Below are 21,122 nucleotides of genomic sequence, written 5' to 3'. Positions count from 1 at the left end.
CTTACGTGGGTCGATGGTGTATTCCGCGATGACCTCGCCAGTCTGGGGGTATAGGCCAGAACGTGTGGATAGCGTTGGGCGTGTCACCCTCGGCCGGCCCATCCTTGACGGAGCCAGAGTCCTTCGTCGGCGCTGAGCGCGGTGTCGTAGAGCATGGGCCCGGGATCCGGTTCGCGTTGTTGTGGGCGGAGAGGTCTCGATGGTTGCCGCTGCTGATCAGTGGCCACTCTTCCCGGGTCTGGGTGTTCTGAGTGGAGGTAGAGCCACCACTCGATCGCACGCCGTTGATGCGTCTCGGGCATGCCGTGGTGATGGAGGAGTAAGAGCCGCATCTGCGCGTTGGTGCCGCCCTCGATCCCTTCGTCGATGACGGTACCTGCAGTGTGGCCAGTCGCGGGTCGAGGAACGTGAAGAGGTGCCCAGCTCGGATCACTCGGCGTAGTACTTGGTGCCCGGAGCGGAGCCGCTGATGTGTGTACCACCAGGTCTGTCCGGGCCTGGCCCACGACGGCACCTCGTCGGCGTGCTTCCGGTAGGTGCGTTCTTTCGTGAGGTGCAGAGACTCGGCCTCCCAGCCAAGGAGGAGCCGCATCCACTCCTCTGCATCATCGGGGGTCTTCACTCGGGTGAGTTTCAGCGCGAGCCCCCATAACGCCTTGCCTGCAATGGTTTTCGATCTGGTGGTGACATATTTGCGGACGTTGCGTTGCAGGTGAACAAGGCAGCGTTGCACCCGGGTATTGGGCCACTGCTCTTTGAGTGCTGCGTGCATGCCGGGGCCGCCGTCGCACACCACCACGGTCGGGGCGGGCAGTCGCTGAAAGAGTGCACCCCAAGCAGCCTGGGACTCGCGTGCGCACCACTGGTAGGCAATGACTTTGCCGCGCAATCTCGCAGTGAGGACACACCACCCAGAACGGAGGTTGAAGCCGTCGACCTGGACCACGTCATGAATCTCTCCAGTCGCGGGAATGCGGGGGCGCAGTTCCCAGCACCATGCGGTTCGGCGGCGAAATGATCGACCGGTCTGGTTGCCATCGATCTCGGATTGACGATGTTTTCCGAGGAGCCAGTCGAGGAATTGGTTGAGCTGGGCTTTGCGGGTCACGTCATCGCGCTTACGGCTGCTCGAAGCGCCGCACTGCGGGCATTTCCAGCGCTGGGTACCTGCGGCGGTTCGTCCGTTCTTGACGAGTTGGGTCTCGCATAGCAGGCAACGGGTCGTATTCGAAGGGTTCGGCACAGTTAAGCGTGCCGGAGCATGACGATCCCGGTTTTACTGCGTGATTCCGCGGCTAGATCGGGTTCCCATCCACACGTTCTGGCCTATAAGCCCAATCCAGAGCCACCTCGGCAGCCTGGGCGCCCTTGATCTCCTGGACCTTCTGCGATTGCATCTCGCGTGCCATCGGCCCGATAACTGCGGTAAGCCCGGCATACACTTGCTCAGGTTGCTGCCCCGACTCCAACAATCGTGTGGAGGCGTGTATTACCGAGTTGATAAGCTCACCGAGCCCCTCAGGGTTTTGTACGCCGAGTTCGGTAAGGGTCTCAATCAATGGCTCTTGTATTGCACGATGCATCTGTGTGGCTTGTTCGTTGAGAGCTTCGCCGGGTGAGAGGGCGGCGAGTGCGGAGCCGACGGCGTGCGCCCCTTCCTCGACGAGCTGCACGTTGGCCAGCGCATAGGCAATGATTCGTCCGCTGGGTTCGGGCTCGGCGGCCATCGCGTTCGTGACACGCTCGGTCCACTTCGGGAACACATCTTGTACGAGCGCGTTGAGGAGCGCCTCACGGGAACCGAAGTAGTGGTAGACACTAGATCTCGCGAGACCCGCTCGCTCAGCAACTTCCCGCATGCTTGTGACATCGCCAGTTTCTTCGAGAATCGCGTGCGCTGCATCAAGAATGAGGCGCTCTTGTTGAGCGCGGTGTTGCACGATCGTGGCTGCACTAATTTTGGGCACTGCGATCGCCTCCTCTTTCCACACATGGTGTCTGTCCTTGAACATACACCTCGGTTTCTGGAGATAGGGTTAGTGGGCGCTCGCAGCCACATTCGTTTCAAACGCGCTTAGGCGTCCGTCGACCATCTCTACCACGCGGTCACAGTGACCAATCACGTCATGATCATGCGTCACCATAATGGTCGCAACCCCTCGTTCGTGGCTCTGCTCAGCAAGGAGCGCCACAATCTGCTGACTACGTGAACGATCAAGTGCCGACGTCGGCTCGTCAACGAGCAGCAGGCCTGGGTTCGTGACAAATGCGCGTGCGATTCCCACACGCTGGCGTTCTCCGCCGGATAGCTGCCCGGGAAGGTTCTTCGCTTTGTGTGCCATGCCGACTGCGTCGAGGAGTGGTAGCGGGTCGAACGAGGTAGGGCCTCCAGAAAGTTTGTTTACTAGGCGCAGCTGATCCGCAGAATTCAGCGCCGGGATGAGGTTTCCTGATTGGAAGACGAAGCCGATATTACGGAGCCGGAACTTTGCGAGTTTCCCCTGAGAGCGACCGATCTTCGACAGGTCTTGCCCCAACACTTCGACAGTTCCCGAGTCTGCCTGCAGGAGTGCTCCGGCGACTGCGAGCAAAGAGGATTTCCCAGCGCCTGATGGGCCGACGACACCAACGAACTCGCCGCTGGCAACTTCGAAGTCGACGTGGTCGAGGGGGCGCACTTTGCTGTCACCGTCTCCCAGTTCGACCGTGACGCTGCGCAGTGAAAGTGCTGACTTGATTGCGTGTTCTGTCGCCATTATCGCTGACCTCCCAGGGCAGTATTTGGGTCGATGCGGATGATGCGAAGCACCGCGACAGCGGCACCTACAAGACCCAGAACAATAGTGATGATTGAAGAGGTGAGAATAGGCTCTGCTTCAAGCGCGAATGGCATCCCATCAGGCATAGCTGAACCGAGAGCCACACCGGCCGCCACGCCGAGCGCTGTAAAGCCGAGAAGTAGGATTGCCGCCTGCGTCAACGAGTCACGGAGCAGGTACCGGCCCGAGGCACCGACAGCGCGGAGCACTGCCAGCTCGTGCTGACGCTGAATGGTCCACACCGTGAAGAATGCGCCTACGACCAGTGCACAGATCCCGTAGAGAAACACCTGGATCATGCTGAGAGTGAGGGTCTCTGCCTCGTACCCCGGCGACGAGTTAAAGGACTCCTTCAGATCGACCGTTGTTGTGCCAGCCGCTAGATCACCAGCAAGCACGTCGATCTCCTCGCCGTCGTCGGCCTGCAGTGCCACCACGCTCGCGACATCGAAGTCGAGCGCGTCGACTTGCGCCTGAGAAGGGGTACCAGGCTGCGCCGCACCCGATGCAATCAATCTCCACGTATCGAGGTTGAGGTACGCCATGTCGACGTGCCCGAACGTCGCCTGGCCCTCGGTGAAGCCGATGACCTCGAGTTCGGTGTCGAGGCGATCGAGGGTGATGATTGTGCCGAGTTCGAGTCCGTCACCTTTCGCGGTCTCAGATACGACGATTCCAGCGAGGCCAGAGAGCTGCTCGCCCTCAGAGACCGCTGGGTTGAGGAAGGAGTCGGGTTCGATGCCGAAGAGCGACAGGTCAATCTGCGTGCCATTGTCGGTGGTGGCGTTTGTCATCCCAGCGCCGACGGGGTCAGCATGCTTGACACCTGGCTGTGACTTCCACGCGTCAACCTGTTCAACGTCTACCACCGAGCGAGAAAACGCATTGTCGGTCTTCGTGCCCTCGTCGAAAGCAAACGCCGTGACTGGCAGCGACTTCAGGCCTGAGACACCATCGTTGACCAGGCCCGAGGACAGACCAGACAGCAGCACCATCAGGATGGCGATGAGTGACACAACAGCACCCATCAGCCCAAACCGTCCTCGCGCAAACTTCAGTTCGCGGATTGCAAGAAACATGACTTCCTTCCGGATCGTTTCATCTTGCCGACACAGGGTCGAAAACATGTCAACACTATGTCGATAAACCTGAAAGGTCACCGAGAATCCCCGCCCCTTATGGGGCAGATGGCGGCAACGACAGATCGACCACCATAAGCTGATCGGTATGGATCTTCTTCACGCCACCCTGGTCTTTTTTCACATCCTCGGAGCAGCCGCGCTCGTCGGAGGGTGGCTCGCAACGTTCAAGAAACCATCCGTGGGTCTCTTTCAGTTCATCGGTGCATGGGTGCAGCTCATTACCGGCGTGTTGCTTGTGGGTCTGGCGTCGATGGGCGATACCGACGTCAATCACATCAAAATCACGGTGAAACTGGTGTTGCTTATCGTGATCCTCGTGGCGGCCTGGATTGGTCGGCGGAAGGTGAAGCGCGGTCAAACCGTTCCCACCGGGATCGCGCACGCGGTGGGCGGCCTGGCCCTGATCAACGTCGGGCTTGCTGTTTTCTGGTAGGAACCACTGGTAGCCACAGCTCCTACTTCCCCTCGCTGAACTTCAGCATGCGTGTGACTGTCCGAGATGGCTACACGACTCGTTCCCCGGCAGGCGGGGGCTCTTAGTGCAACATGCGCCAAGATAACTTTGTCGAAATGTGACTCTGCACTCCCGAGCGTGATACTTCGAGAACCGCCGATACGCGATCGCCTATTGCCCCACAGACAAATGCTTGAGCGGTGAAGTCTCAGCACTAAGTAGACAATGCGCCCGCGGCGACGAGCGATGCCCGCACCTGCTTTCGGTCGACTCCAAGCGTGAGTGCGATTGCGCGCATAGAGATGCCGCCTCCGTGAAGCTTCACGGCTTCAGCGATTTCGTCAATTGTGAGTCCGCGTTGGCGACGACCAACGTTGTTTCGGGTGAGGTGCTTCGAGACTGTCGCACGATGCACCCCATATTTCTGTGCAAGATATCCGACGCTAAGACCAGCGAGGTAGTCATCGACCAGGCGGTCTACTTCGGCAGAGGTGAGGAAGGTTTGAGGTTTCTCATTCCTCCTGACACAGGGCCCTCGCACGTCTTGAATTGGGTCGTTAACGACCCGCTGGGACACACGGTACATCCCTCGCTTCCAGCAGGAAATCAAGGATTTCAGCTTCGGGCTGGGGTTTGAGAACTGTCTACGCAGGGACCCGGAAATGGGAGAGGTTCAAACCTTGAACAAGAGTAAGTGCGCTTGATTCGGTTTGAACCTCTCCCTTATTGATCAGCTCTGCCGCCCCGCTCAAGGGTTATGTTGCAAGGCGTGGTTTGCCAGGCAATTCGGCCAGCCGTTATCGAATGCCAGTGACCGGTTGGATGCGTGAGCCGTTGCGAGCTGGTCCAGTTTCTGCCGCTGTGATCGCACATCGCCAAGCAGATCTCCCAAAACGCCATACAAGTGTTTCGAGTGCTAGAACCTGTTGCTCGCGCGCACCCGACTGTGTAGTGCTTCGTAAGCTTCATCGGCACCGGCACCGGCATCGTAGATGCGCAGGGACAGTGCTCTCATGACAGCCAAGGTAATGATCTGGATGTTTTGGAGGAGCACTTCTCGCACCGGGCGTCGAGGGCTGGGGCAATCCCGACCCATGAAGCTCTGGTGGTGGTGCGTTTCGATTGTGATGTCCCTGATATCACAACCCCACGCCCGCCCTTGCCTGTGTGGAGGCCACCCAAGCAGGGGCGGGGAAGGTGCGCGGTTCAACTGTGCCACCATGGGGCGCTTTCTTGTGAGGTTATGAGGCGATTGCTTTGTGTGATCCGCCTTTGCCGACTTCGATCTTGCGGGGCTTCGCGGATTCAGCGACCGGGATGACCAGCGTCAGTACGCCACCGTCAAGGTTCGCCTCGATACGTTCCGTATCGAGATTGTCTCCGAGCACGAGCTGCCGGGTAAAGAACCCTCGCGGCCGCTCTGAGGCGAGTCGTTCAATATCGGTATCCAATGCGGGTCGTTCTGCCTTGATCGTGACAACATTACGTTCCACATCAAGCTCGATGCTCTCTTCCTTGACACCAGGCAGGTCGAACTCGACGTAAAAGTTATCGTTCTTACGCCACGCATCCATCGGCATCACAGTGGGCTGTTCGGACGTCCCCTGCCCACCAAAGACTCGCTGAGTAAGACGATCAAACTCACGGAACGGATCAGTACGCAGATACATGGTGTTCTCCTTTCATCTGTTGTCTCGGCCACCCCACAATCTATGGCAACCGATTTAGATTTGTTATAGCATGTCATTTAACTCGATGCAAGTGGGTGGAGAACAGTGAGTGGTGAGAGCGACAAGCAGTACAGCCTGCCGGTGTACGGGATTTCTGTTGCGGCAGAACTTCTGGGTGTCGGTGTGCAGACGCTTCGCATGTACGAAAGCCGTGGGCTTGTTGCTCCTGCCCGCACAGCCGGCGGTACGCGCAGGTATAGCAAAAGAGACCTTGATCGTATTGACAGGGTGATCGTGCTGCTGCGGGACGGGGTAAACCTCGCAGGTATCGCCATGGTGCTTAACTTGCAGGACGAAAACGAACGTTTACGAAACGTAAGGAGGGACCACAAATGACAGAGAAACGCGAAGTGCCAGAAGCTGATCGGTTAGATCAACTCACCCCGATAGACCAAAGTGTCGCGGTCGAAGCGTTCGAGCACTGTGATACCGCTCCAGCCCTTGTGAACGAGGCTGATTGGATTGACCAACAGATACCTGTCCCTGTGGATGACCCTGAACAGGAGGCACAATGATGAACCTGAGAATCGAGGAACTTTCTCCCGCAACGATCCTCGCAGTTAACCAGATGCTCCTCAAGGAAGGGCAAGAAGAGTTCCTCGCCCCAGTCAGTTACGGGCTCGCGAGCGCCGTTGCCGACCCCAGAACCTTTTGGCAGCGTGTCGTACTCGAAGATGATCGAGTGGTCGCGTTCATTAGCGCGAACTTCGACCCGGAAGCAGTGCGCGAGGAGTTCCGTTCAGTGCTTTGGCGGATCAATGTTGAAGCCGATGACCAAGCCCGAGGAATTGGACGGTTCGCGATACAGCATCTACTTGACGAGGCTCATCGCCGAGGATTCGACTACGTGAATGTCATGTACGAAGCTGGGGAGGCCGGGCCGGAGCGATTCTTCCGTGCTGTCGGGTTTGAACCCATCGGTGAGACCGAGTACGGTGAGGTCATCGCCCAAATCCGACTCGAACAATAAAATGCTCAACACCTCAGCGGACCTCTCTCACTCCGGTGGTCCTTACGTGTTCAGGCGCGTGTGTGTTGGGACAGGAGAAGAGCACCGCCCGCGAGCGTGATGAGGAGTCCCAGTGGGGCGATGAAGCGCCAATTGGCCAGTGATTTCTCTTGCGGGGATTTTCTCTATCCGGGGCAGGTGTACCCGGTCCTTAGGTTCGCATAGGTGAATCAAAACTCATAGCTATTTCTCTCAATGGCACCTAGTTCGCAATCCTACGGCTCAGTACCGACATTCGAAGTTGCTTCGATACAACCCGCGAGATCATCGGCTCGTCAGTGAGCCTGCGGCCATCAGTGTCACACGCACTTGCTTGCGGCCGACACCGAGCGTGCGGGCGATCGCGCGCATCGAGATTCCGCCACCATACAGCTTCAATGCCTCTGCAGCCTCTTCGGTCGTGAGCCCGTGCTGGCGGCGCACGACGTTGTTGCGGGTAAGGTGCTTCGAAACTGTCGCGCGGTGCACACCATACTTTTGAGCTAGGTATCCGACGCTGAAACCAGTGAGGTAATCATCGACCAGGCGATCAACTTCAGCGGGAGTGAGAAAGGTTTGAGGTTTCCCAATCCTCCTGACGACAGGCCCTCGAACGTCGTGAATCGGTGCGCCATCGACCCGCTCCGATACCCGGTACACCCCACGTTTCCAGCGAGAAATCAACGACGTTAGTCTCGGAGTGGGGTTTGAGAACTCTCTACGCAGGGACCCTGAGAGAAAGTAGCCTCTGATCAGGTGTTTAGTTGCCTGAGTCAGGGGCTATTTCCCTGTCAGCCGGTCGGTGACAGAAGCGTCTCGGTTTCAACGTAGTACGCCTGTTCGACCTCGATCGGAGTACGCATATCGAGTTCCCCGTGGAGCCGCTCATGGTTCCACCACCACACGTATTCGAGGGTCGCAAGCTCGACCTGCTCGACCGTCCGCCAGGGCCTTGCTGACGGATCAGTTCGGTCTTGTAGACCTTCATGGCGCCCAGCATATCAACCAAGAAGCGACTCACAGCACCCAAGTAGCTGGTGAGCCACAGAGAGGAGCTCCGAACACGACTTGATCTAGGTCAAGGCTGAGGCTCTGTCAACACAATAGTCTGGGTCGTGAAGGCCAGGAACCTCCTGGTCGATCCCCGTTTCGGGGTGAAGCGAAAGGACTCATCATGGCGAACGCTACTGACACCACCCACACTCTGCTGCGCGCCGAGGGTTTCTCGTGCCCGTCGTGCGTGACCAAGATCGAGAAGCAGGTCGGCAAGCTCGATGGCGTCGAGAACGTGACGGTGCACTTCGCCTCGGGTCGCGTTGAGATCGACCACGATGAGACAAGAAGTTCCGTCGACGATCTCATTGCTGCTGTCGATAAGGCCGGCTATAAGTCGAAGGCCTCCGCGTTCTAGCCAAACGGCTCCTCACGCACTAAGTTCACCAATTCGAAAGGCGGCACATTCGTGAACGCGTTCCGTAAGTGGCGGTATGGCAACTGGTTCATTCCCGTTGTCTCGGGCCTCCTCATTCTCGTGTCGTTCGGCGTCGAAAAGCTCTTCGGCGGCAGCTGGAACGTCACGGTCGGTCCGCATTGGTGGATCGACGCTGGCGAACACGCCCACGGTTCTGGTCATGTGTTTACCCTTGCGAACGCGTTCATGCTCGCCGCAGCAATTGTCGCGGGGTACGGAATCGTCGTGAAGGCCGTCCGGGCACTGCTCGTAAAGTTCATCAGTATCGACCTGCTCGTATCGATTGCAGCGATCGGCGCGACACTCATCGGCAACTTCTGGGAAGCTGCCGCCGTGACGTTCCTCTTCGCGATCGGTCACGCACTCGAAGCCGGCACGATGAACAAGACCCGTGCAGCGCTCGCTGAGTTGGTCGCAGTGGCCCCCGACGTTGCAGTCGTGATGCGCGACGGTGAGCAGGTCGAGATCGCCGCACATCAGGTGCACATGGGCGAGATCGTGCTCGTAAAAAACGGAGCGAAAGTTCCCGTCGACGGGCAGGTCGTGTCAGGCACCGGAGCGATCGACGAGGCATCGATCACGGGTGAGTCGATCCCGGTCGAAAAGACGAAGTCAGATCACGTGTTTGCAGGCACGATCTCGCGGGGCGGATTCCTACAGGTCATGGCGACCGGCATCGGAGCCGACACGACGCTCGCGCGCATCATTCACCGTGTCGAAGAAGCGCAGGATGCGAAAGCGAAAACGCAGGCATTCATCGACCGATTCTCGGAGTGGTACACGCCCGCGGTGATGGTACTCGCGCTTGCGGCGGGCCTCATCTCTGGTGACGTAGTGCTCGGCCTCACGTTGCTCGTGATCGGTTGCCCGGGCGCGCTCGTCATCTCGATTCCCGTGGCGATCGTAGCGGGAATCGGCCGCTCGGCCCGCAACGGGATTCTCATCAAGGGCGGCGAGTACCTCGAAACCTCGGCCAAGATCTCGGCCGTCGCAGTCGATAAGACGGGGACTCTCACCGAGGGCCGCCCGGTACTCACCGACATCGTTGTGCTCAATCCTGAAGCGGATCGGCGCGAGGTGCTTCGCTGGGCAGCCGCCGCAGAAGCAGGGTCCGAGCACCCACTTGCCCGCCCGATCCTCGACACCGCACGAGAAGAAGGAGTGGCCCCCGAGGATCTTCCGGGATCGGTCACACCGGTCGTGGGCAAGGGGATCGTGGCCGACGCTCACGGCAAGCGGGTACTCATCGGTAACGTGCCGCTGCTCGAACAGTACGGGATCGTGAACGACGCGGGGGCGGCTGTGGCTGCGAACAAACTGGCGGCGGCAGGCAAGACCCCCATGATTGTCGCGGTCGATGAGAGCGTGCTTGGCGTAATCGGTGTCGCAGATACGATCCGCGAGGATGCCCCCGAGATGATCAGGCGCTTGCACGCTGGCGGGGTGCGGAAGGTGGTGATGCTCACCGGAGATACGCGCCTTGTCGCCGAAGCCATCGGTGAGGCGGTCGGTATCGATGAGATCCATGCTTCGTTGCTACCCGAGGACAAGCTCGACGCTGTCGCGCGTTTGCAGCGCGAGGGGCACACGGTCGCGATGGTGGGCGACGGCGTGAACGACGCCCCGGCCCTCGCGACCGCCGACATTGGTGTTGCCATGGGTGCAGCGGGCTCAGCGGTGGCCGTGGAGACGGCAGACATTGCCCTGATGGGCGACAACCTCTTGAAACTGCCCGAAGCAATTGGCCTCGCCAAACGCACCGTGAACGTCATGCGCCAGAACATCTGGATCGCGCTCATCACCGTTGTCGTGCTGCTCGTCGGGGTCTTCGCAGGGGGTGTCACGATGGCTATCGGCATGCTCGTGCACGAGGGATCGGTGCTCATCGTAATCCTCAACGCGATGCGCCTGCTGCGCAACACCCAAGGAGCCACTGCGTTGTCGAGGAGTGAACGCGCCCGAGCCGCACATGAAACAGGCCGCCCGGTCGAACCAGCCACGGCCCAGAGTTCATCCGAACTTCCATCTTGAGCAAGGACCACACACATGAGTGAGAACCAGTTCAGCGTCGGCGAGAAGGCGACGCACTTCATCATCGACGAGGTCGCGAAAGCAAACATGAATTTTCGTCAGGTGCTCTGGACGGGAAAGCATTCCCAACTCGTTGCGATGACGATTCCGGTGGGCGGGGAGGTCGGCGACGAGGTGCATGACACCACCGACCAGTTGCTGAGTTTTGTGTCGGGCAGCGGAGAGGCCGACCTTGACGGCGAGACGCACACCGTTGATGCTGGCGACCTGTGCGCTGTCCCGGCCGGTACTCGCCACAACTTCCGCAACACTGGCGATGAGCCTTTGGTGCTCTACACCGTCTATTCACCTCCGGAGCACGCAATTGACGCGGAGTATGCCACGAAGGAACTCGCTGATGCGGCAGAGGCTTCGGGTGAAGACGCTCCACCACAGGCAACCACGTAAGTGTCACTCACCTGGAGAATGAGGAGAAGTCAATAATGTCGAAAGCGCTGGTCTTCGCCGCCTATGGCGGCCCCGAGACGCAGGAACTCGTTGAACGCCCCGCTCCGGCGCCTGGGCCTGGAGAGCTCGCGATCGAAGTGAAAGCGGCCGGGGTGAACCCTGCTGACTGGAAGATCCGTGCGGGGCAGACGGACTCCCACTGGCCGCTTCCCGCACCGATGGGCCGAGAGGCCTCCGGTGTCGTCACCGCCGTAGGCGCAGAGGTCGAGAACTTCGCTGTCGGTGACATGGTGCTCGGCCTCGCGGCCAAAGGACAGGGAACGTTCGCGAAGCACACGGTGTTGGATGCGGCACAAACTGTCCAGAAGCCCGAAGAGCTTTCCTTTGCTGACGCTGCAGCACTGCCTGTCGCAGGGGCGACTGCGTATGACGTGACGCATCAGATCGAGCTGGAACCTGGTCAGACGATGCTGATTCTTGGCGCCGGAGGTGGGGTCGGGCTGATGGCGGCGCAGATCGGCAATGTGCACAAGTTCACGGTCATCGGTGTGGCCAGTGCAGCGAAGCAGGAACTGGTGGAGTCGACCGGTGCGACGTTCGTTGCCTCCGGGGAGGGTGCGGCTGACCGGGTGCGTGCCATCGCGCCGGAGGGTGTTGATGTGCTCATCGACCTGGTCGGTGGGCAGGCGCTTCGTGATCTCGCGGTCGTCGCCAAAAACCCGAGCGTCATCATCAGTACCGCAGACCCGACCACCGTGCAGCAACTCGGTGGCGTAGCGGTGGTGCGCACGCGTGAAGGGCTCGAGAAGGTCACCGGCGTCGCCCAGTACGGTCTCGTCGACCCGCAGGTGACGGACCGGTACAGTCTCGATCGGGCTGCGGAGGCCGTCGCCATGGTGGAGGCTGGGCACACTGCCGGCAAAGTGATCATCGAACCATGACCCAGCGGCCTGAGGCACCGACGGACGCCGTATTCACAGCAGCACGGACGTCTGATCCTGTGGCCTCAATAAACCGGGTGGCCGATGCATACGGGTCGCCTGAGGTTGATATCGAGGGCATTCTCGGCGCCGAGATCTCACCGGATGACCCTGACCGTGCGGTCATCGAGCCGTGGGCCGCGGCAGTCGATGGCCCCATTCTTGATGTCGGCGCGGGTACCGGGCGTTGGACCGGTCACCTCGCACGCCTCGGACACACGGTGGAAGGGCTCGAGCCATCGGATCGCCTCATCACGATTGCCCGAGCCAGACATCCCGCGGTTGTGTTCCATCACGATTCCATCGAAGATCTCGCCCGTTGCGAGACCCGCTGGGGCGGGATCCTCGCCTGGTATTCGACCATTCACATGAGCTCAGAAGAGCTCCTACACGCGCTCGCAACACTGCGCACTCGGCTGGGTGACGGCGGATCGCTGCTGATGTCCTTTTTCGCGGGGCCGCGGCTAGAGGCATTCGACCATCCGATCGCCGCCGCATACCGGTGGCCGATGAACAAAATGGTCGAAGCCCTCACCCACGCCGGGTTCGAGGTGATCGGGCAGCGCTCGAACCCGCGGACGCCACACGCGTACATCACTGCACGCGCCACCCCTGGCTTCAGCTGAAGCGCGTGTGTTGTGCCACGAGTCGCCATACTAGAAGGGAAGGGAAGGGAAGGATGCCGTTGGCTGTTTCAACCGATGTGGATGCTGATCCAGCAAATGATCTCTGCGTGGCCCGTGTACCACTGTTTCAAGGGCTCACACATGCGCAGCAAGTGGAAGTTGCGGGATTTGCACGTACCGTCCGATTAGACGCTGTCGAGCAGGCGTATACAGCAGGCTCGGATATGTCGCAGTTGATGGTGGTGCACACCGGTCAGGTGAAGATCGCTCGTACAAGTGCGGCTGGGCACGAGCAGGTGATCCGGGTCCTCGGTCCGGGCGACTTCATCGGAGAATCCGCGTTTCTCACCGGCACGAGACCCGATCACGCAGCAGAAGCGCTCGTGCATACCGAACTGTGCGTGTTCCGTCATGCCGATCTCGGGCGTCTCGTCGAGAAGCATCCGAGCATCGGGCTGCGCATGCTGCAAGGAGTGAGTCAGCGCTTGGATGATACTGAGGCGCGGCTGGCTTCTGTCATCTTGGGAAACGTGAGCTCTCGTCTCGCCGATTACCTGCTCTCGCTCCCTGCGACGCCAGGGCCGCGAGGAGCTATCTACGTGACGCTGCCGCTCGCAAAGAAGGACATTGCTTCGCTCCTGTCCACGACACCAGAGTCCCTCAGTCGGCAACTTCGCAAACTCACCGACACCGGGGTGATCTCACAACAGGAACAGGGGCGGATCACGATCACTGATGTGACCGCGCTCACCGCGCTCTCAACCCTCTCGAAGAGAGACTGAGAACAGCACCGTGCCAGCCCAGACCATCGCCCCACGTACCTCGGAAGCGTCACACGCAATGTCATCGACGGGGGAATTTCTTCGCACCCGCAAGCTCATGATGTTCGTGCTCGTCGGTTTGGCGACCGGGGTTATGCTCTGGTTGACCGGCGCAGAGATGGCTCTCGGGGTCACCGCATACTTGGTGCTCGGTATCGTGATCGTGATCACCGCGATCGACATGTTCAAAGATCTGATGCGCGGGCATTGGGGGCTCGACATTCTTGCGGTCATCGCCATGATCGCGACACTCGCCGTACAGGAATATGTCGCGGGGCTCATCATCGCGTTGATGCTCACCGGAGGGGAAGCACTCGAAGACCTCGCCGCTCGCCGCGCGAGCCGAGAACTCGACCAACTGTTGAACCGAGCCCCAGCATTCGCGGGTCGAATTCACCCGGTAACAGGTGAGGTCGAACGCATCGCGATCGAAGAGGTGAAAGTCGGCGACGAACTGCTGGTGCGCTCCTCAGAGATCCTCCCCGTCGACGGGGTGCTCCTATCGGATCACGCGACGATTGATGAATCATCCGTGACCGGTGAACCGATCCCGGTGAACTACCACGCGGGCGACCCACTGCTTTCTGGAACGGTCAACAGCACGACGAGCTTCACGATGCGCGCGCAGAAGGTGGCAGCCGATTCGAACTACGCCTCGATCGTACGGTTGGTCGAGGAGGCCGTGGACTCCCGGGCACCGATGGTGCGACTCGCCGACCGTTATGCGGTGCCGTTCACCATTGTGTCATTGCTGATTGCGGGCTTCGCGTGGTTTCTCAGCGGGGATCCGGTGCGGTTTGCCGAGGTGCTCGTCGTGGCGACGCCGTGCCCGCTGCTCATCGCCACCCCGGTTGCGTTTATGGGCGGGATGAGTTCCGCGGCAAAGCTCAACGTCATCATCAAAGACGGTGGCGTGTTAGAGGTGCTCGCCCGGGTCCGTGCAGTCGCATTCGACAAGACCGGCACCTTGACCGAAGGTAAAGCCGACGTCGTCGAGATTCACCCTGCTGCTCGCACCGTAGACGAGACGCTGCAGCTCGCGGCCGCCGCCGAGCAGTACTCCGTGCACGTGTTCGCCGATCCGATCGTGGCATCGGCACGCACACAGCAACTTGAGCTTCCCGAAGTGGTGACGGCCGACGAGGTGGCAACAAACGGTGTCCTCGCCTCCCTGGCAGACGGCACTTCGGTGCGAGTGGGCAAGCCCTCATTTATCGAAGAGGTGACCGGGCCGATCGATCGACCCGTACTCTCAGCTGGGGAGACGGCCGTCTACGTATCGGTCGGTGACGAGCTCGCCGGAGTGATCATCTTGTCCGACCCGATTCGTGAGCAGTCTGCAGACACGGTGTCCCGTCTTCGCCGAGCAGGCGTAGCCGAGATCGCGATGGTGACCGGTGATATCACGTCGACCGCGGAGTCTGTCGCACACGCGGTCGACATTCAGACGGTGCACGCTGAGACCACTCCCCAGACCAAGGTGCGGATTGTGCAGGCGATGCGGCCGAGACCCGTACTCATGGTCGGCGATGGGATCAATGATGCCCCGGTGCTGGCGGCCGCCGATGTCGGTGTTGCGATGGCGGGCAGGGGTGCAACGGTCGCGAGCGAGTCAGCAGCGGCGGTGATCACCTCGAACGACATCGCGCGAGTGGCAGATGTGGCCTATGTCTCGCGGCGCACGGTGCAGATCGCCCTGCAGTCGATCTGGATGGGCATCATCATCTCAGTCGGTTTGATGCTCGTCGCCGCATTCGGCTATTTGCCGGCGGTGGTGGGAGCGCTGCTGCAAGAGATTGTTGACCTTGTGGCCATTCTGTCGGCGCTCCGAGCGCTCCGAGCGCACCGGGGTGCGCGGCGCGAGAGCCTTGCTCGGCGGGAAGTGCCGGTAGGCTAACCCGCGAGGCCGACTCACACAGTCACGATCGGATCAGCCGGTTGACCGCGGCAGTGGACTCCTGAATCTTCTCGTGGGCGGCCTCGTCGCTAAGCTTGGCGGCATCGAGCACACAGTGCTTCAGGTGATCATCGAGCCCCGTCACCACCCCCTGCCGCGAGCGGGTGAGCGCACTGACCTGGGTCAGAATGTGGATACAGTACTGCTCTTCGTCGATTATGTTCGCGATGCCCCGGGCCGAACCTTCGATTCGTTTCATGCGCTGCAGGTAGCGCTTCTTATCGCCGATATACCCGTGGTGCGACGCGTGCGATTCAGTGGTTGATGACATGTGCTGATCCTGGGCTGCGTGAGGTCAGTTCGTGCGTTCGAGCACGGCGCGAGTGCTGGCTTCTGGGCTGAGATCGATGCGGCGCAAGAGCTGGGCATTCAGCGCCACGACGATCGTCGACAGCGACATCAGAATCGCTCCGACCGACATCGGCAGCACGAACCCGACGCGGGCGAGCACACCGGCGGCAAGCGGCACCGAAATCAGGTTGTACCCCGCCGCCCACCACAGGTTCTGTTTCATCTTGCGGTAGGCAGCACGTGAGAGTTCGATCACTGAGAGCACCGAACGCGGGTCAGAGCTGGCGAGGATCACCCCTGCCGACGCGATCGCCACATCGGTGCCCGCCCCGATAGCGATACCAACATCGGCTTGCGCGAGGGCGGGGGCATCGTTGACACCGTCGCCGACCATCGCGACAGCCGTGCCTTCGTGCTGCAACTCGGCCACCTTCGCGGCCTTATCTTCGGGGCGCACGCCCGCGAACACACGGTCGATACCGAGTTCGCGAGCAACCTCCCCCGCGACGGCTGCAGCGTCACCGGTGATCATCACGACCTCAACACCGAGCCGATGCAGTGCGGCGAGGGCATCGCGCGACTCCGGGCGAATCTCATCGGCGAGCTTCAGCCCGCCGATCATGATTCCGTCACGAACGACATGCAGAATGATGGCACCTTCGGCCCGCCAGGCATCGGCTGCACCGATCTCGGGCTGCCCGGTTTCTTCCAGAAGCCGGGGCCCACCGACCCGAATCTCGTGGCCGGCCACGGTGGCGGTGACGCCAACCGCCGGTGAAGAAGAGAACCCGGTGGCGGGTGCAAGGCTGAGGCCTCGGTCGCTCGCCGCGGCGACGATCGCTTTGGCGAGGGGGTGCTCGCTGTCGGCCTCGGCCGCGGCGGCCAGGGCCAGCAGGGCGTGCTCGTCAACATCGCCGACTGGCGCGACACCGGTGACAACCGGTTCGCCCTTGGTGAGTGTGCCCGTCTTGTCGAAGAGCACCGCGTCGACTTGGCGCATCGTCTCGAGCGCGAGACGATCTTTCACGAGCACCCCGCCGCGAGCCGCGCGCTCGGTGGCGATGGAAACCACGAGCGGAATCGCCAAGCCGAGCGCGTGCGGGCAGGCGATCACTAGCACGGTAATGGTGCGCATCACGGCCACATCTGGGTCGCCCACGAGCATCCAAACGATCGCGGTGATGACCGCTGCGGCGAGGGCGAACCAGAACAGCCACCCTGCAGCCCGGTCGGCGATGCGCTGCGCACGAGACGACGAGTTCTGTGCGTCGGCGACGAGTCGGTTGATGCCGGCAAGTGTCGTGTCGTCTCCGATGGCGGTGACTCTGACCCGCAGCCCCGAATCGGTCGCGACCGTGCCGGCGGTCACCGCATCGCCCTCGCTGCGGGTCGCGGGGTGCGATTCGCCGGTGATCATCGATTCATCCATGGCCGCACGTCCGTCAACTATCATGCCGTCGGCCGGCACGCTGCCGCCCGGGCGCACGATCACGAGATCATCAACGCGCAACTCCGCCGGGCTCACCGTGACGGCCGTTTCACCCTCGACCCGCTCGGCTTCGTCGGGCAAAAGCGCCGCGAGGGAGTCGAGCGCAGAAGTGGTCTGGGCGAGCGAACGCATCTCGATCCAGTGCCCGAGCAGCATAATGACCACCAGCAGCGCGAGTTCCCACCAGAATTCGAGCTCGTGATGCAACAGCCCGAGTGTTGCGCCCCACGATGCGAGGAAGGCCACGGTGATGCCCAGGGCGATCAGCAACATCATGCCCGGTTTGCGGGCCTTGATTTCGCTCACCGCGCCCGTCAAGAATGGGGCGCCGCCCCAGACATACATCACGGTGCCGATAACAGGTGCGATCCAGGTGGCCCAACCTGGTACTGAATAGCCGAGGATCATGGCAAACATTGGCGAGAACGCGACGACTGGCACCGCGAGCACGAGATTCACCCAGAACAGGCGCCGAAACTGTGCCACATGATCGCCGTGACCGCAGTGGCCCATATGGCCAACGTGACCATCGTGATCCTCGTGCCCAGTGCGCTCGTGGTGCTCGTGGTGCTCGTGGCCACTGTGAGGCCCGTGGTCGTGCCCGTAGCCCGCGTGTGGCTTCGTCATGGGTGTCTTCTCTCGGCTGGGCGACCCGGCCCGGTGTGCTAGGCAGCCTGCTTGGTGATGGACGTGAAGCCGCGCAGACACAGGCTGTTGCCAACGACGAAGACGCTCGAGAACGCCATCGCCGGCGAGCATTGGGTTAAGCATACCGAACGCTGCGACCGGAATCGCTGCCACGTTATAGGCGAACGCCCAAGACAGGTTCGTCTTGATGGTGCCGAGCGTCTTGCGTCAGAGTCGGATCACATCGACAGCGCTCCGCAGATCGCCGCGCTACTGCCTTTACTCACCGACCTTCAAGCAGTTCGTCTTCCGACCCAGACATGTAGAGCGAATGGCAGAAGCCGTTGAGAAGTACCAAGCGCTACTTTGCCGTGCGCCGGTCGCAAAAGGTTCGGTCAAGGTCTGACGGGTTGCAGAGGAGATCGAGTGCCGTCGCACTGGCGGCGTGACTAGAACTGTCACCTATCCGTGCAGCAGTCCCGTCTGTGCGTTCGGCTCACTTAGCTGGACAGGCAGCACTTGAACTTGCTGGTCTTGATTCTGCCGAGTTGCCGACTCTTGCAACGGCAAGTGATGTAGATCCGGCAGCAGTAGTTCTGGTTACACCGTCCGAATGTCGAGCGTAGGGTGGCAGTTGGAAGTTGATTGGCCAGGCGTGATAGAGGCGGGACTTCTCAGGGAGAGTCACGTCGACAACATCAATCGTCTTGCGGACGTTGCCAAAGTCGGCAATTGGGAGGCGGTATTTCGTCTTCTTGATCGAGAGCGATTTCTGAGCGTAAATCAATGGAGAATCGCTGGTGACTCTTGGTTCACACCATTTCACCAGGCAGCTTGGCTCGGCGCCTCATCGGAGGTCGTGGATGAACTCATCCGCCGCGGAGCATGGCGTTCGTTACGGAACGCTGAAGGCGATCGTCGAATCGATATTGCTTTGAAACGCAATCATCAACATCTTGCGTGAGATAGCGCGCATTGAGATGCCACCGCCGTGCAGCTTCACTATCTCTGCGGCTTCCTCGATTGTGGGGCCGTGCTGGCGGCGCACGACGTTGCTCCGGGTGAGATGTTTCGAGACGGTTGCACGGTGCACACCATACTTCTGAGCGAGGTATCCGACGCTGAAACCAGTGAGGTAATCGTCGATAAGTCGATCTACTTCTGCGGGGGTGAGAAAGGTTTGAGGTTTCCCAATCCTCCTGACACAGGGCCCTCGAACGTCCTGAATCGGGGTGTTACCGGCCCGCTGCGATACCCGGTATACCCCTCGTTTCCAGCGAGAAATCAACAATTTCAGCTTCGGAGTAGGGTTTGAGAACTTTCTACGCAGGGACCCCAAATCCGATCGGCCTTGACGCAAAAGTCAGGGCCGATCATTGTTTCGACACTCAGGGTGCGCGGTTACACTCGGGAGATCGTGTCTGTCTATCGTTCGAACTATCTACCCTGGTCGCGCATTCGCCCACTGGGGTCAGTTTCGGCGACGCTCGTGCTCGTAGGCACCACGGTTCTCGCACCGTTTTCGCTGCCAAACGCGTACGCGAGCAGCGCGCCCAGATTTGTCACACCGGCTGCCCACCAGGCACTCACCTCGACCGCGGCAACCGATACGATCCTCGACCTCGATATCACACTCACCGAAGAAGACGGCGGCCGGAGCACCCACAAAGACCATGCACCAGCACCCGCCGCCCTCTATACGCTCGAACAGTTCATGTTCACTGGTTCGGTGAACTGGGGCGGGTACCGGTTCACGTACTACAGCCAGCAGGTGCTTCCGGGCGGTGGTCTTGCAATTCCGGGGCGCCACGTCAACGCGGGTGGCTACGTCAGCGACGGAGACGGCTACATCGTGCTCGCCGGATCCGCACCGAAGGGCACCGTGTACGAGACACCGTTCGGGTATCCGGGCAAGATCTACGACCGCGGCACGGTCGGCAACCACCTCGACGTGTATATTCTCTGAGCGCGGCGTTAGGGTCGCACTATGACGACTCTCGAACTCTTCGACGCAACCGGAATCGAGCGGGTACTGTGCGTAGTCGCGCACCCCGACGACATGGAGTACGGAGGTTCGGCGGTCGCGGCCGAATGGTCGGCACGCGGTATCGAGGTTTCGTATTTGCTGCTCACGGCCGGCGAAGCCGGGATCCGCACTATGACCCCGTCTGAGACCGCGCCGTGCCGCGCCGACGAACAACGCAAGGCGTGCGAGATCGTGGGAGTTGAGAGCCTCACCATTCTCGATCTCCCTGATGGACTCGTGGAACCCTCGGTTGGGACTCGGCGGCGAATCGCGCGTGAGATCCGATCCACTCGCCCTGACGCAGTGGTGACGATGAGCTGGGGCCTTGAGGCGCCGTGGGGGCTTAATCATGTGGATCATCGCTCGACCGGCATCGCGGTCATCGATGCGATTCGTGACGCAGACAACCCGTGGTTGTTCCGAGAGCAGCTCACCGATGAAGGACTCGAGGCATGGAAAGCCGAGTGGCTGCTCGTCATGATGCATCAGCCCACTCACGCGATCGAGGTCTCGGAGGATGCGGCAGAGCGGGCCGTGCGGTCGCTCGAGGCCCACGAGGTGTACCTGGCAGCGATACCCAACTACCCGGTCCCCCGCGAGCTCGTCACTGGCGTGCTGTCAGACGGCGGCGAGCGCGCGGGCGTACCGTTCGCTCTGCCAATTCGCCCATATCGCATGTGAGTGCTTCCGGCGTACGATGAGGTATGTCTGACATTCCGGACCGCCCCGAGTCTCCTGCGATGCGCGCCGACCGCAATTGGACTGAACTCACGCAAGAGCTGCGCGTGTCACAGACGGGCGTGCAGATCCTCACTGCGTTCCTGCTTATTTTGCCGTTTCAGCAGCGGTTCGCTGAGCTCATCAAGGGCACGCAGCTCACGCTGTATCTCGTGCTGGTTTCGCTCGCGATTACCACCACAATTCTCATGGTTGCGCCAGTGAGCCTCCACCGATTCTTGTTTCAACGGGGGCGCAAAGCCCGAACGGTACATATCTCGAACCGCCTAACGACACTCGCACTCGTTTTCTTGGGCCTCACCATCGCTGGCACGGTGGCATTCGTGTTCAGCGTGGTGCTGGGCCAGTTTTGGGGGTGGATCGCGGCGGCTGCCGCCGCCGTGCTCCTTGCCGCACTGTGGTTGGTGTTGCCGTGGCTTGCCCGCACGACTCGCGACCCTCACGAGGAGGGATAACAGGATTGTTAGGTGCAATCTCTGGCTGAA

At 60.7% G+C, this 21,122-nt stretch carries 25 protein-coding genes and 1 pseudogene; 14 read left to right on the top strand and 12 right to left on the bottom strand.

Features of this window, described 5'->3' with window-relative positions; translation table 11 throughout:
- Position 1 precedes the first annotated feature (1 nt).
- The 4 genes from H9L06_RS00765 to H9L06_RS00750 form a co-directional block, all read right to left on the bottom strand.
- Positions 2–1,243 carry an IS1249 family transposase gene (locus H9L06_RS00765; protein WP_187555422.1) on the bottom strand — a complete coding sequence of 414 codons (1,242 nt, stop codon included), beginning with the start codon at positions 1,241–1,243 and terminating at the stop codon, positions 2–4.
- Between the two features lie 52 nt (positions 1,244–1,295).
- Entirely contained in the window at positions 1,296–1,967 is a 672-nt protein-coding gene (locus H9L06_RS00760) for a TetR/AcrR family transcriptional regulator (protein WP_187555421.1), read from the bottom strand.
- A 69-nt stretch (positions 1,968–2,036) separates the two neighbouring features.
- On the bottom strand, positions 2,037–2,756 hold the full coding sequence (locus tag H9L06_RS00755) for an ABC transporter ATP-binding protein (protein ID WP_187555420.1): 720 nt from the start codon (positions 2,754–2,756) through the stop codon (positions 2,037–2,039).
- On the bottom strand, positions 2,756–3,898 hold the full coding sequence (locus tag H9L06_RS00750) for an ABC transporter permease (protein ID WP_187555419.1): 1,143 nt from the start codon (positions 3,896–3,898) through the stop codon (positions 2,756–2,758). The genes H9L06_RS00755 and H9L06_RS00750 overlap by 1 nt, the downstream gene beginning before the upstream one ends.
- Positions 3,899–4,046: 148 nt before the next feature.
- Here H9L06_RS00750 and H9L06_RS00745 point away from each other — a divergent pair, with 148 nt between their 5' ends.
- Positions 4,047–4,394 (top strand): hypothetical protein, encoded by a 348-nt coding sequence (locus H9L06_RS00745; RefSeq protein WP_187555418.1) that lies wholly within the window; start codon positions 4,047–4,049, stop codon positions 4,392–4,394.
- Positions 4,395–4,629: 235 nt separating this feature from the next.
- Here the strand turns inward: H9L06_RS00745 and H9L06_RS11670 are convergent, their stop codons facing one another.
- Both H9L06_RS11670 and H9L06_RS00735 read right to left on the bottom strand, forming a co-directional pair.
- Positions 4,630–4,992 (bottom strand): helix-turn-helix domain-containing protein, encoded by a 363-nt coding sequence (locus H9L06_RS11670; RefSeq protein ID WP_246454423.1) that lies wholly within the window; start codon positions 4,990–4,992, stop codon positions 4,630–4,632.
- A gap of 664 nt (positions 4,993–5,656) precedes the next feature.
- Complete coding sequence (locus tag H9L06_RS00735; protein ID WP_187555417.1) at positions 5,657–6,085, bottom strand: Hsp20/alpha crystallin family protein; 429 nt, start codon at positions 6,083–6,085, stop codon at positions 5,657–5,659.
- A 105-nt stretch (positions 6,086–6,190) separates the two neighbouring features.
- Between H9L06_RS00735 and H9L06_RS00730 the strand changes: the two genes are divergently transcribed.
- The 3 genes from H9L06_RS00730 to H9L06_RS00720 are packed head-to-tail and all read left to right on the top strand — an operon-like array spanning position 6,191 to position 7,115.
- Entirely contained in the window at positions 6,191–6,481 is a 291-nt protein-coding gene (locus H9L06_RS00730; protein WP_187555416.1) for a MerR family transcriptional regulator, read from the top strand.
- Positions 6,478–6,660, top strand: coding sequence for a hypothetical protein (locus H9L06_RS00725; protein WP_187555415.1), 183 nt, complete (start codon positions 6,478–6,480; stop codon positions 6,658–6,660). The genes H9L06_RS00730 and H9L06_RS00725 overlap by 4 nt, the downstream gene beginning before the upstream one ends.
- Positions 6,657–7,115, top strand: a complete 459-nt coding sequence (locus tag H9L06_RS00720) for a GNAT family N-acetyltransferase (RefSeq protein ID WP_187555414.1) — start codon at positions 6,657–6,659, stop codon at positions 7,113–7,115. Before H9L06_RS00725 ends, H9L06_RS00720 begins: the two co-directional genes overlap by 4 nt.
- Positions 7,116–7,418: 303 nt before the next feature.
- Here the strand turns inward: H9L06_RS00720 and H9L06_RS11665 are convergent, their stop codons facing one another.
- Positions 7,419–7,817 carry a helix-turn-helix domain-containing protein gene (locus tag H9L06_RS11665; RefSeq protein WP_246454422.1) on the bottom strand — a complete coding sequence of 133 codons (399 nt, stop codon included), beginning with the start codon at positions 7,815–7,817 and terminating at the stop codon, positions 7,419–7,421.
- 107 nt (positions 7,818–7,924) lie between these two features.
- Positions 7,925–8,038, bottom strand: a complete 114-nt coding sequence (locus H9L06_RS12005; RefSeq protein ID WP_425489991.1) for a hypothetical protein — start codon at positions 8,036–8,038, stop codon at positions 7,925–7,927.
- A gap of 269 nt (positions 8,039–8,307) precedes the next feature.
- Here H9L06_RS12005 and H9L06_RS00705 point away from each other — a divergent pair, with 269 nt between their 5' ends.
- From H9L06_RS00705 to H9L06_RS00675, 7 genes are read left to right on the top strand one after another with little or no spacing between them, the layout of a single operon-like run.
- Positions 8,308–8,544 (top strand): heavy-metal-associated domain-containing protein, encoded by a 237-nt coding sequence (locus H9L06_RS00705; protein WP_017791819.1) that lies wholly within the window; start codon positions 8,308–8,310, stop codon positions 8,542–8,544.
- Between the two features lie 51 nt (positions 8,545–8,595).
- Positions 8,596–10,635, top strand: coding sequence for a heavy metal translocating P-type ATPase (locus tag H9L06_RS00700; RefSeq protein WP_187555413.1), 2,040 nt, complete (start codon positions 8,596–8,598; stop codon positions 10,633–10,635).
- A 15-nt stretch (positions 10,636–10,650) separates the two neighbouring features.
- The gene (locus tag H9L06_RS00695; RefSeq protein ID WP_187555412.1) at positions 10,651–11,082 is read left to right on the top strand and encodes a cupin domain-containing protein; all 432 of its coding nucleotides are present in this window, start codon (positions 10,651–10,653) and stop codon (positions 11,080–11,082) included.
- 35 nt (positions 11,083–11,117) lie between these two features.
- On the top strand, positions 11,118–12,023 hold the full coding sequence (locus H9L06_RS00690; protein ID WP_187555411.1) for an NADP-dependent oxidoreductase: 906 nt from the start codon (positions 11,118–11,120) through the stop codon (positions 12,021–12,023).
- Positions 12,020–12,688: a class I SAM-dependent methyltransferase gene (locus H9L06_RS00685; RefSeq protein ID WP_017791815.1), complete on the top strand. Its 669-nt coding sequence runs from the start codon at positions 12,020–12,022 to the stop codon at positions 12,686–12,688. The genes H9L06_RS00690 and H9L06_RS00685 overlap by 4 nt, the downstream gene beginning before the upstream one ends.
- Before the next feature lie 53 nt (positions 12,689–12,741).
- Positions 12,742–13,470, top strand: a complete 729-nt coding sequence (locus H9L06_RS00680) for a Crp/Fnr family transcriptional regulator (protein ID WP_187555410.1) — start codon at positions 12,742–12,744, stop codon at positions 13,468–13,470.
- A gap of 58 nt (positions 13,471–13,528) precedes the next feature.
- Entirely contained in the window at positions 13,529–15,406 is a 1,878-nt protein-coding gene (locus H9L06_RS00675; RefSeq protein ID WP_187556261.1) for a heavy metal translocating P-type ATPase, read from the top strand.
- A 22-nt stretch (positions 15,407–15,428) separates the two neighbouring features.
- Here H9L06_RS00675 and H9L06_RS00670 read toward each other — a convergent pair whose 3' ends face one another.
- From H9L06_RS00670 to H9L06_RS00660, 4 genes and pseudogenes are all read right to left on the bottom strand, one after another.
- A complete protein-coding gene (locus H9L06_RS00670; RefSeq protein WP_187555409.1) occupies positions 15,429–15,737 on the bottom strand; it encodes a metal-sensitive transcriptional regulator in 309 nt (102 codons plus the stop codon).
- A 24-nt stretch (positions 15,738–15,761) separates the two neighbouring features.
- Positions 15,762–17,873, bottom strand: coding sequence for a heavy metal translocating P-type ATPase (locus tag H9L06_RS00665; RefSeq protein WP_187555408.1), 2,112 nt, complete (start codon positions 17,871–17,873; stop codon positions 15,762–15,764).
- Between the two features lie 38 nt (positions 17,874–17,911).
- Positions 17,912–18,143: pseudogene (locus H9L06_RS11655) on the bottom strand (hypothetical protein); the annotation flags it as partial.
- A 625-nt stretch (positions 18,144–18,768) separates the two neighbouring features.
- A complete protein-coding gene (locus H9L06_RS00660; protein WP_187555407.1) occupies positions 18,769–18,966 on the bottom strand; it encodes a hypothetical protein in 198 nt (65 codons plus the stop codon).
- 324 nt (positions 18,967–19,290) lie between these two features.
- On the opposite strand from H9L06_RS00660, the gene H9L06_RS00655 reads away from it, so the two are divergent.
- The 3 genes from H9L06_RS00655 to H9L06_RS00645 are packed head-to-tail and all read left to right on the top strand — an operon-like array spanning position 19,291 to position 21,092.
- The gene (locus H9L06_RS00655; protein ID WP_187555406.1) at positions 19,291–19,839 is read left to right on the top strand and encodes a hypothetical protein; all 549 of its coding nucleotides are present in this window, start codon (positions 19,291–19,293) and stop codon (positions 19,837–19,839) included.
- A 21-nt stretch (positions 19,840–19,860) separates the two neighbouring features.
- Positions 19,861–20,580 (top strand): PIG-L deacetylase family protein, encoded by a 720-nt coding sequence (locus H9L06_RS00650; protein WP_187555405.1) that lies wholly within the window; start codon positions 19,861–19,863, stop codon positions 20,578–20,580.
- A 23-nt stretch (positions 20,581–20,603) separates the two neighbouring features.
- On the top strand, positions 20,604–21,092 hold the full coding sequence (locus tag H9L06_RS00645; protein WP_187555404.1) for a DUF6328 family protein: 489 nt from the start codon (positions 20,604–20,606) through the stop codon (positions 21,090–21,092).
- Positions 21,093–21,122 lie beyond the last annotated feature (30 nt).

Origin of the sequence: Leucobacter denitrificans, assembly GCF_014396385.1 — a bacterium.
GTDB classification, from domain to species: Bacteria; Actinomycetota; Actinomycetes; order Actinomycetales; family Microbacteriaceae; genus Leucobacter; species Leucobacter denitrificans.
Note: the sequence above shows the minus strand (reverse complement) of the source record. Positions and strands in the feature narration are given on the sequence as shown.

Coding starts and splice junctions, on each gene's coding strand:
- H9L06_RS00755 (WP_187555420.1), bottom strand. CDS start 2,756: ATGGCGACAGAACACGCAATCAAGTCAGCACTTTCACTGCGCAGCGTC.
- H9L06_RS00750 (WP_187555419.1), bottom strand. CDS start 3,898: ATGTTTCTTGCAATCCGCGAACTGAAGTTTGCGCGAGGACGGTTTGGG.
- H9L06_RS00745 (WP_187555418.1), top strand. CDS start 4,047: ATGGATCTTCTTCACGCCACCCTGGTCTTTTTTCACATCCTCGGAGCA.
- H9L06_RS00735 (WP_187555417.1), bottom strand. CDS start 6,085: ATGTATCTGCGTACTGATCCGTTCCGTGAGTTTGATCGTCTTACTCAG.
- H9L06_RS00725 (WP_187555415.1), top strand. CDS start 6,478: ATGACAGAGAAACGCGAAGTGCCAGAAGCTGATCGGTTAGATCAACTC.
- H9L06_RS00720 (WP_187555414.1), top strand. CDS start 6,657: ATGATGAACCTGAGAATCGAGGAACTTTCTCCCGCAACGATCCTCGCA.
- H9L06_RS00705 (WP_017791819.1), top strand. CDS start 8,308: ATGGCGAACGCTACTGACACCACCCACACTCTGCTGCGCGCCGAGGGT.
- H9L06_RS00695 (WP_187555412.1), top strand. CDS start 10,651: ATGAGTGAGAACCAGTTCAGCGTCGGCGAGAAGGCGACGCACTTCATC.
- H9L06_RS00690 (WP_187555411.1), top strand. CDS start 11,118: ATGTCGAAAGCGCTGGTCTTCGCCGCCTATGGCGGCCCCGAGACGCAG.
- H9L06_RS00685 (WP_017791815.1), top strand. CDS start 12,020: ATGACCCAGCGGCCTGAGGCACCGACGGACGCCGTATTCACAGCAGCA.
- H9L06_RS00680 (WP_187555410.1), top strand. CDS start 12,742: ATGCCGTTGGCTGTTTCAACCGATGTGGATGCTGATCCAGCAAATGAT.
- H9L06_RS00675 (WP_187556261.1), top strand. CDS start 13,529: ATGTCATCGACGGGGGAATTTCTTCGCACCCGCAAGCTCATGATGTTC.
- H9L06_RS00670 (WP_187555409.1), bottom strand. CDS start 15,737: ATGTCATCAACCACTGAATCGCACGCGTCGCACCACGGGTATATCGGC.
- H9L06_RS00665 (WP_187555408.1), bottom strand. CDS start 17,873: ATGACGAAGCCACACGCGGGCTACGGGCACGACCACGGGCCTCACAGT.
- H9L06_RS00650 (WP_187555405.1), top strand. CDS start 19,861: ATGACGACTCTCGAACTCTTCGACGCAACCGGAATCGAGCGGGTACTG.
- H9L06_RS00645 (WP_187555404.1), top strand. CDS start 20,604: ATGTCTGACATTCCGGACCGCCCCGAGTCTCCTGCGATGCGCGCCGAC.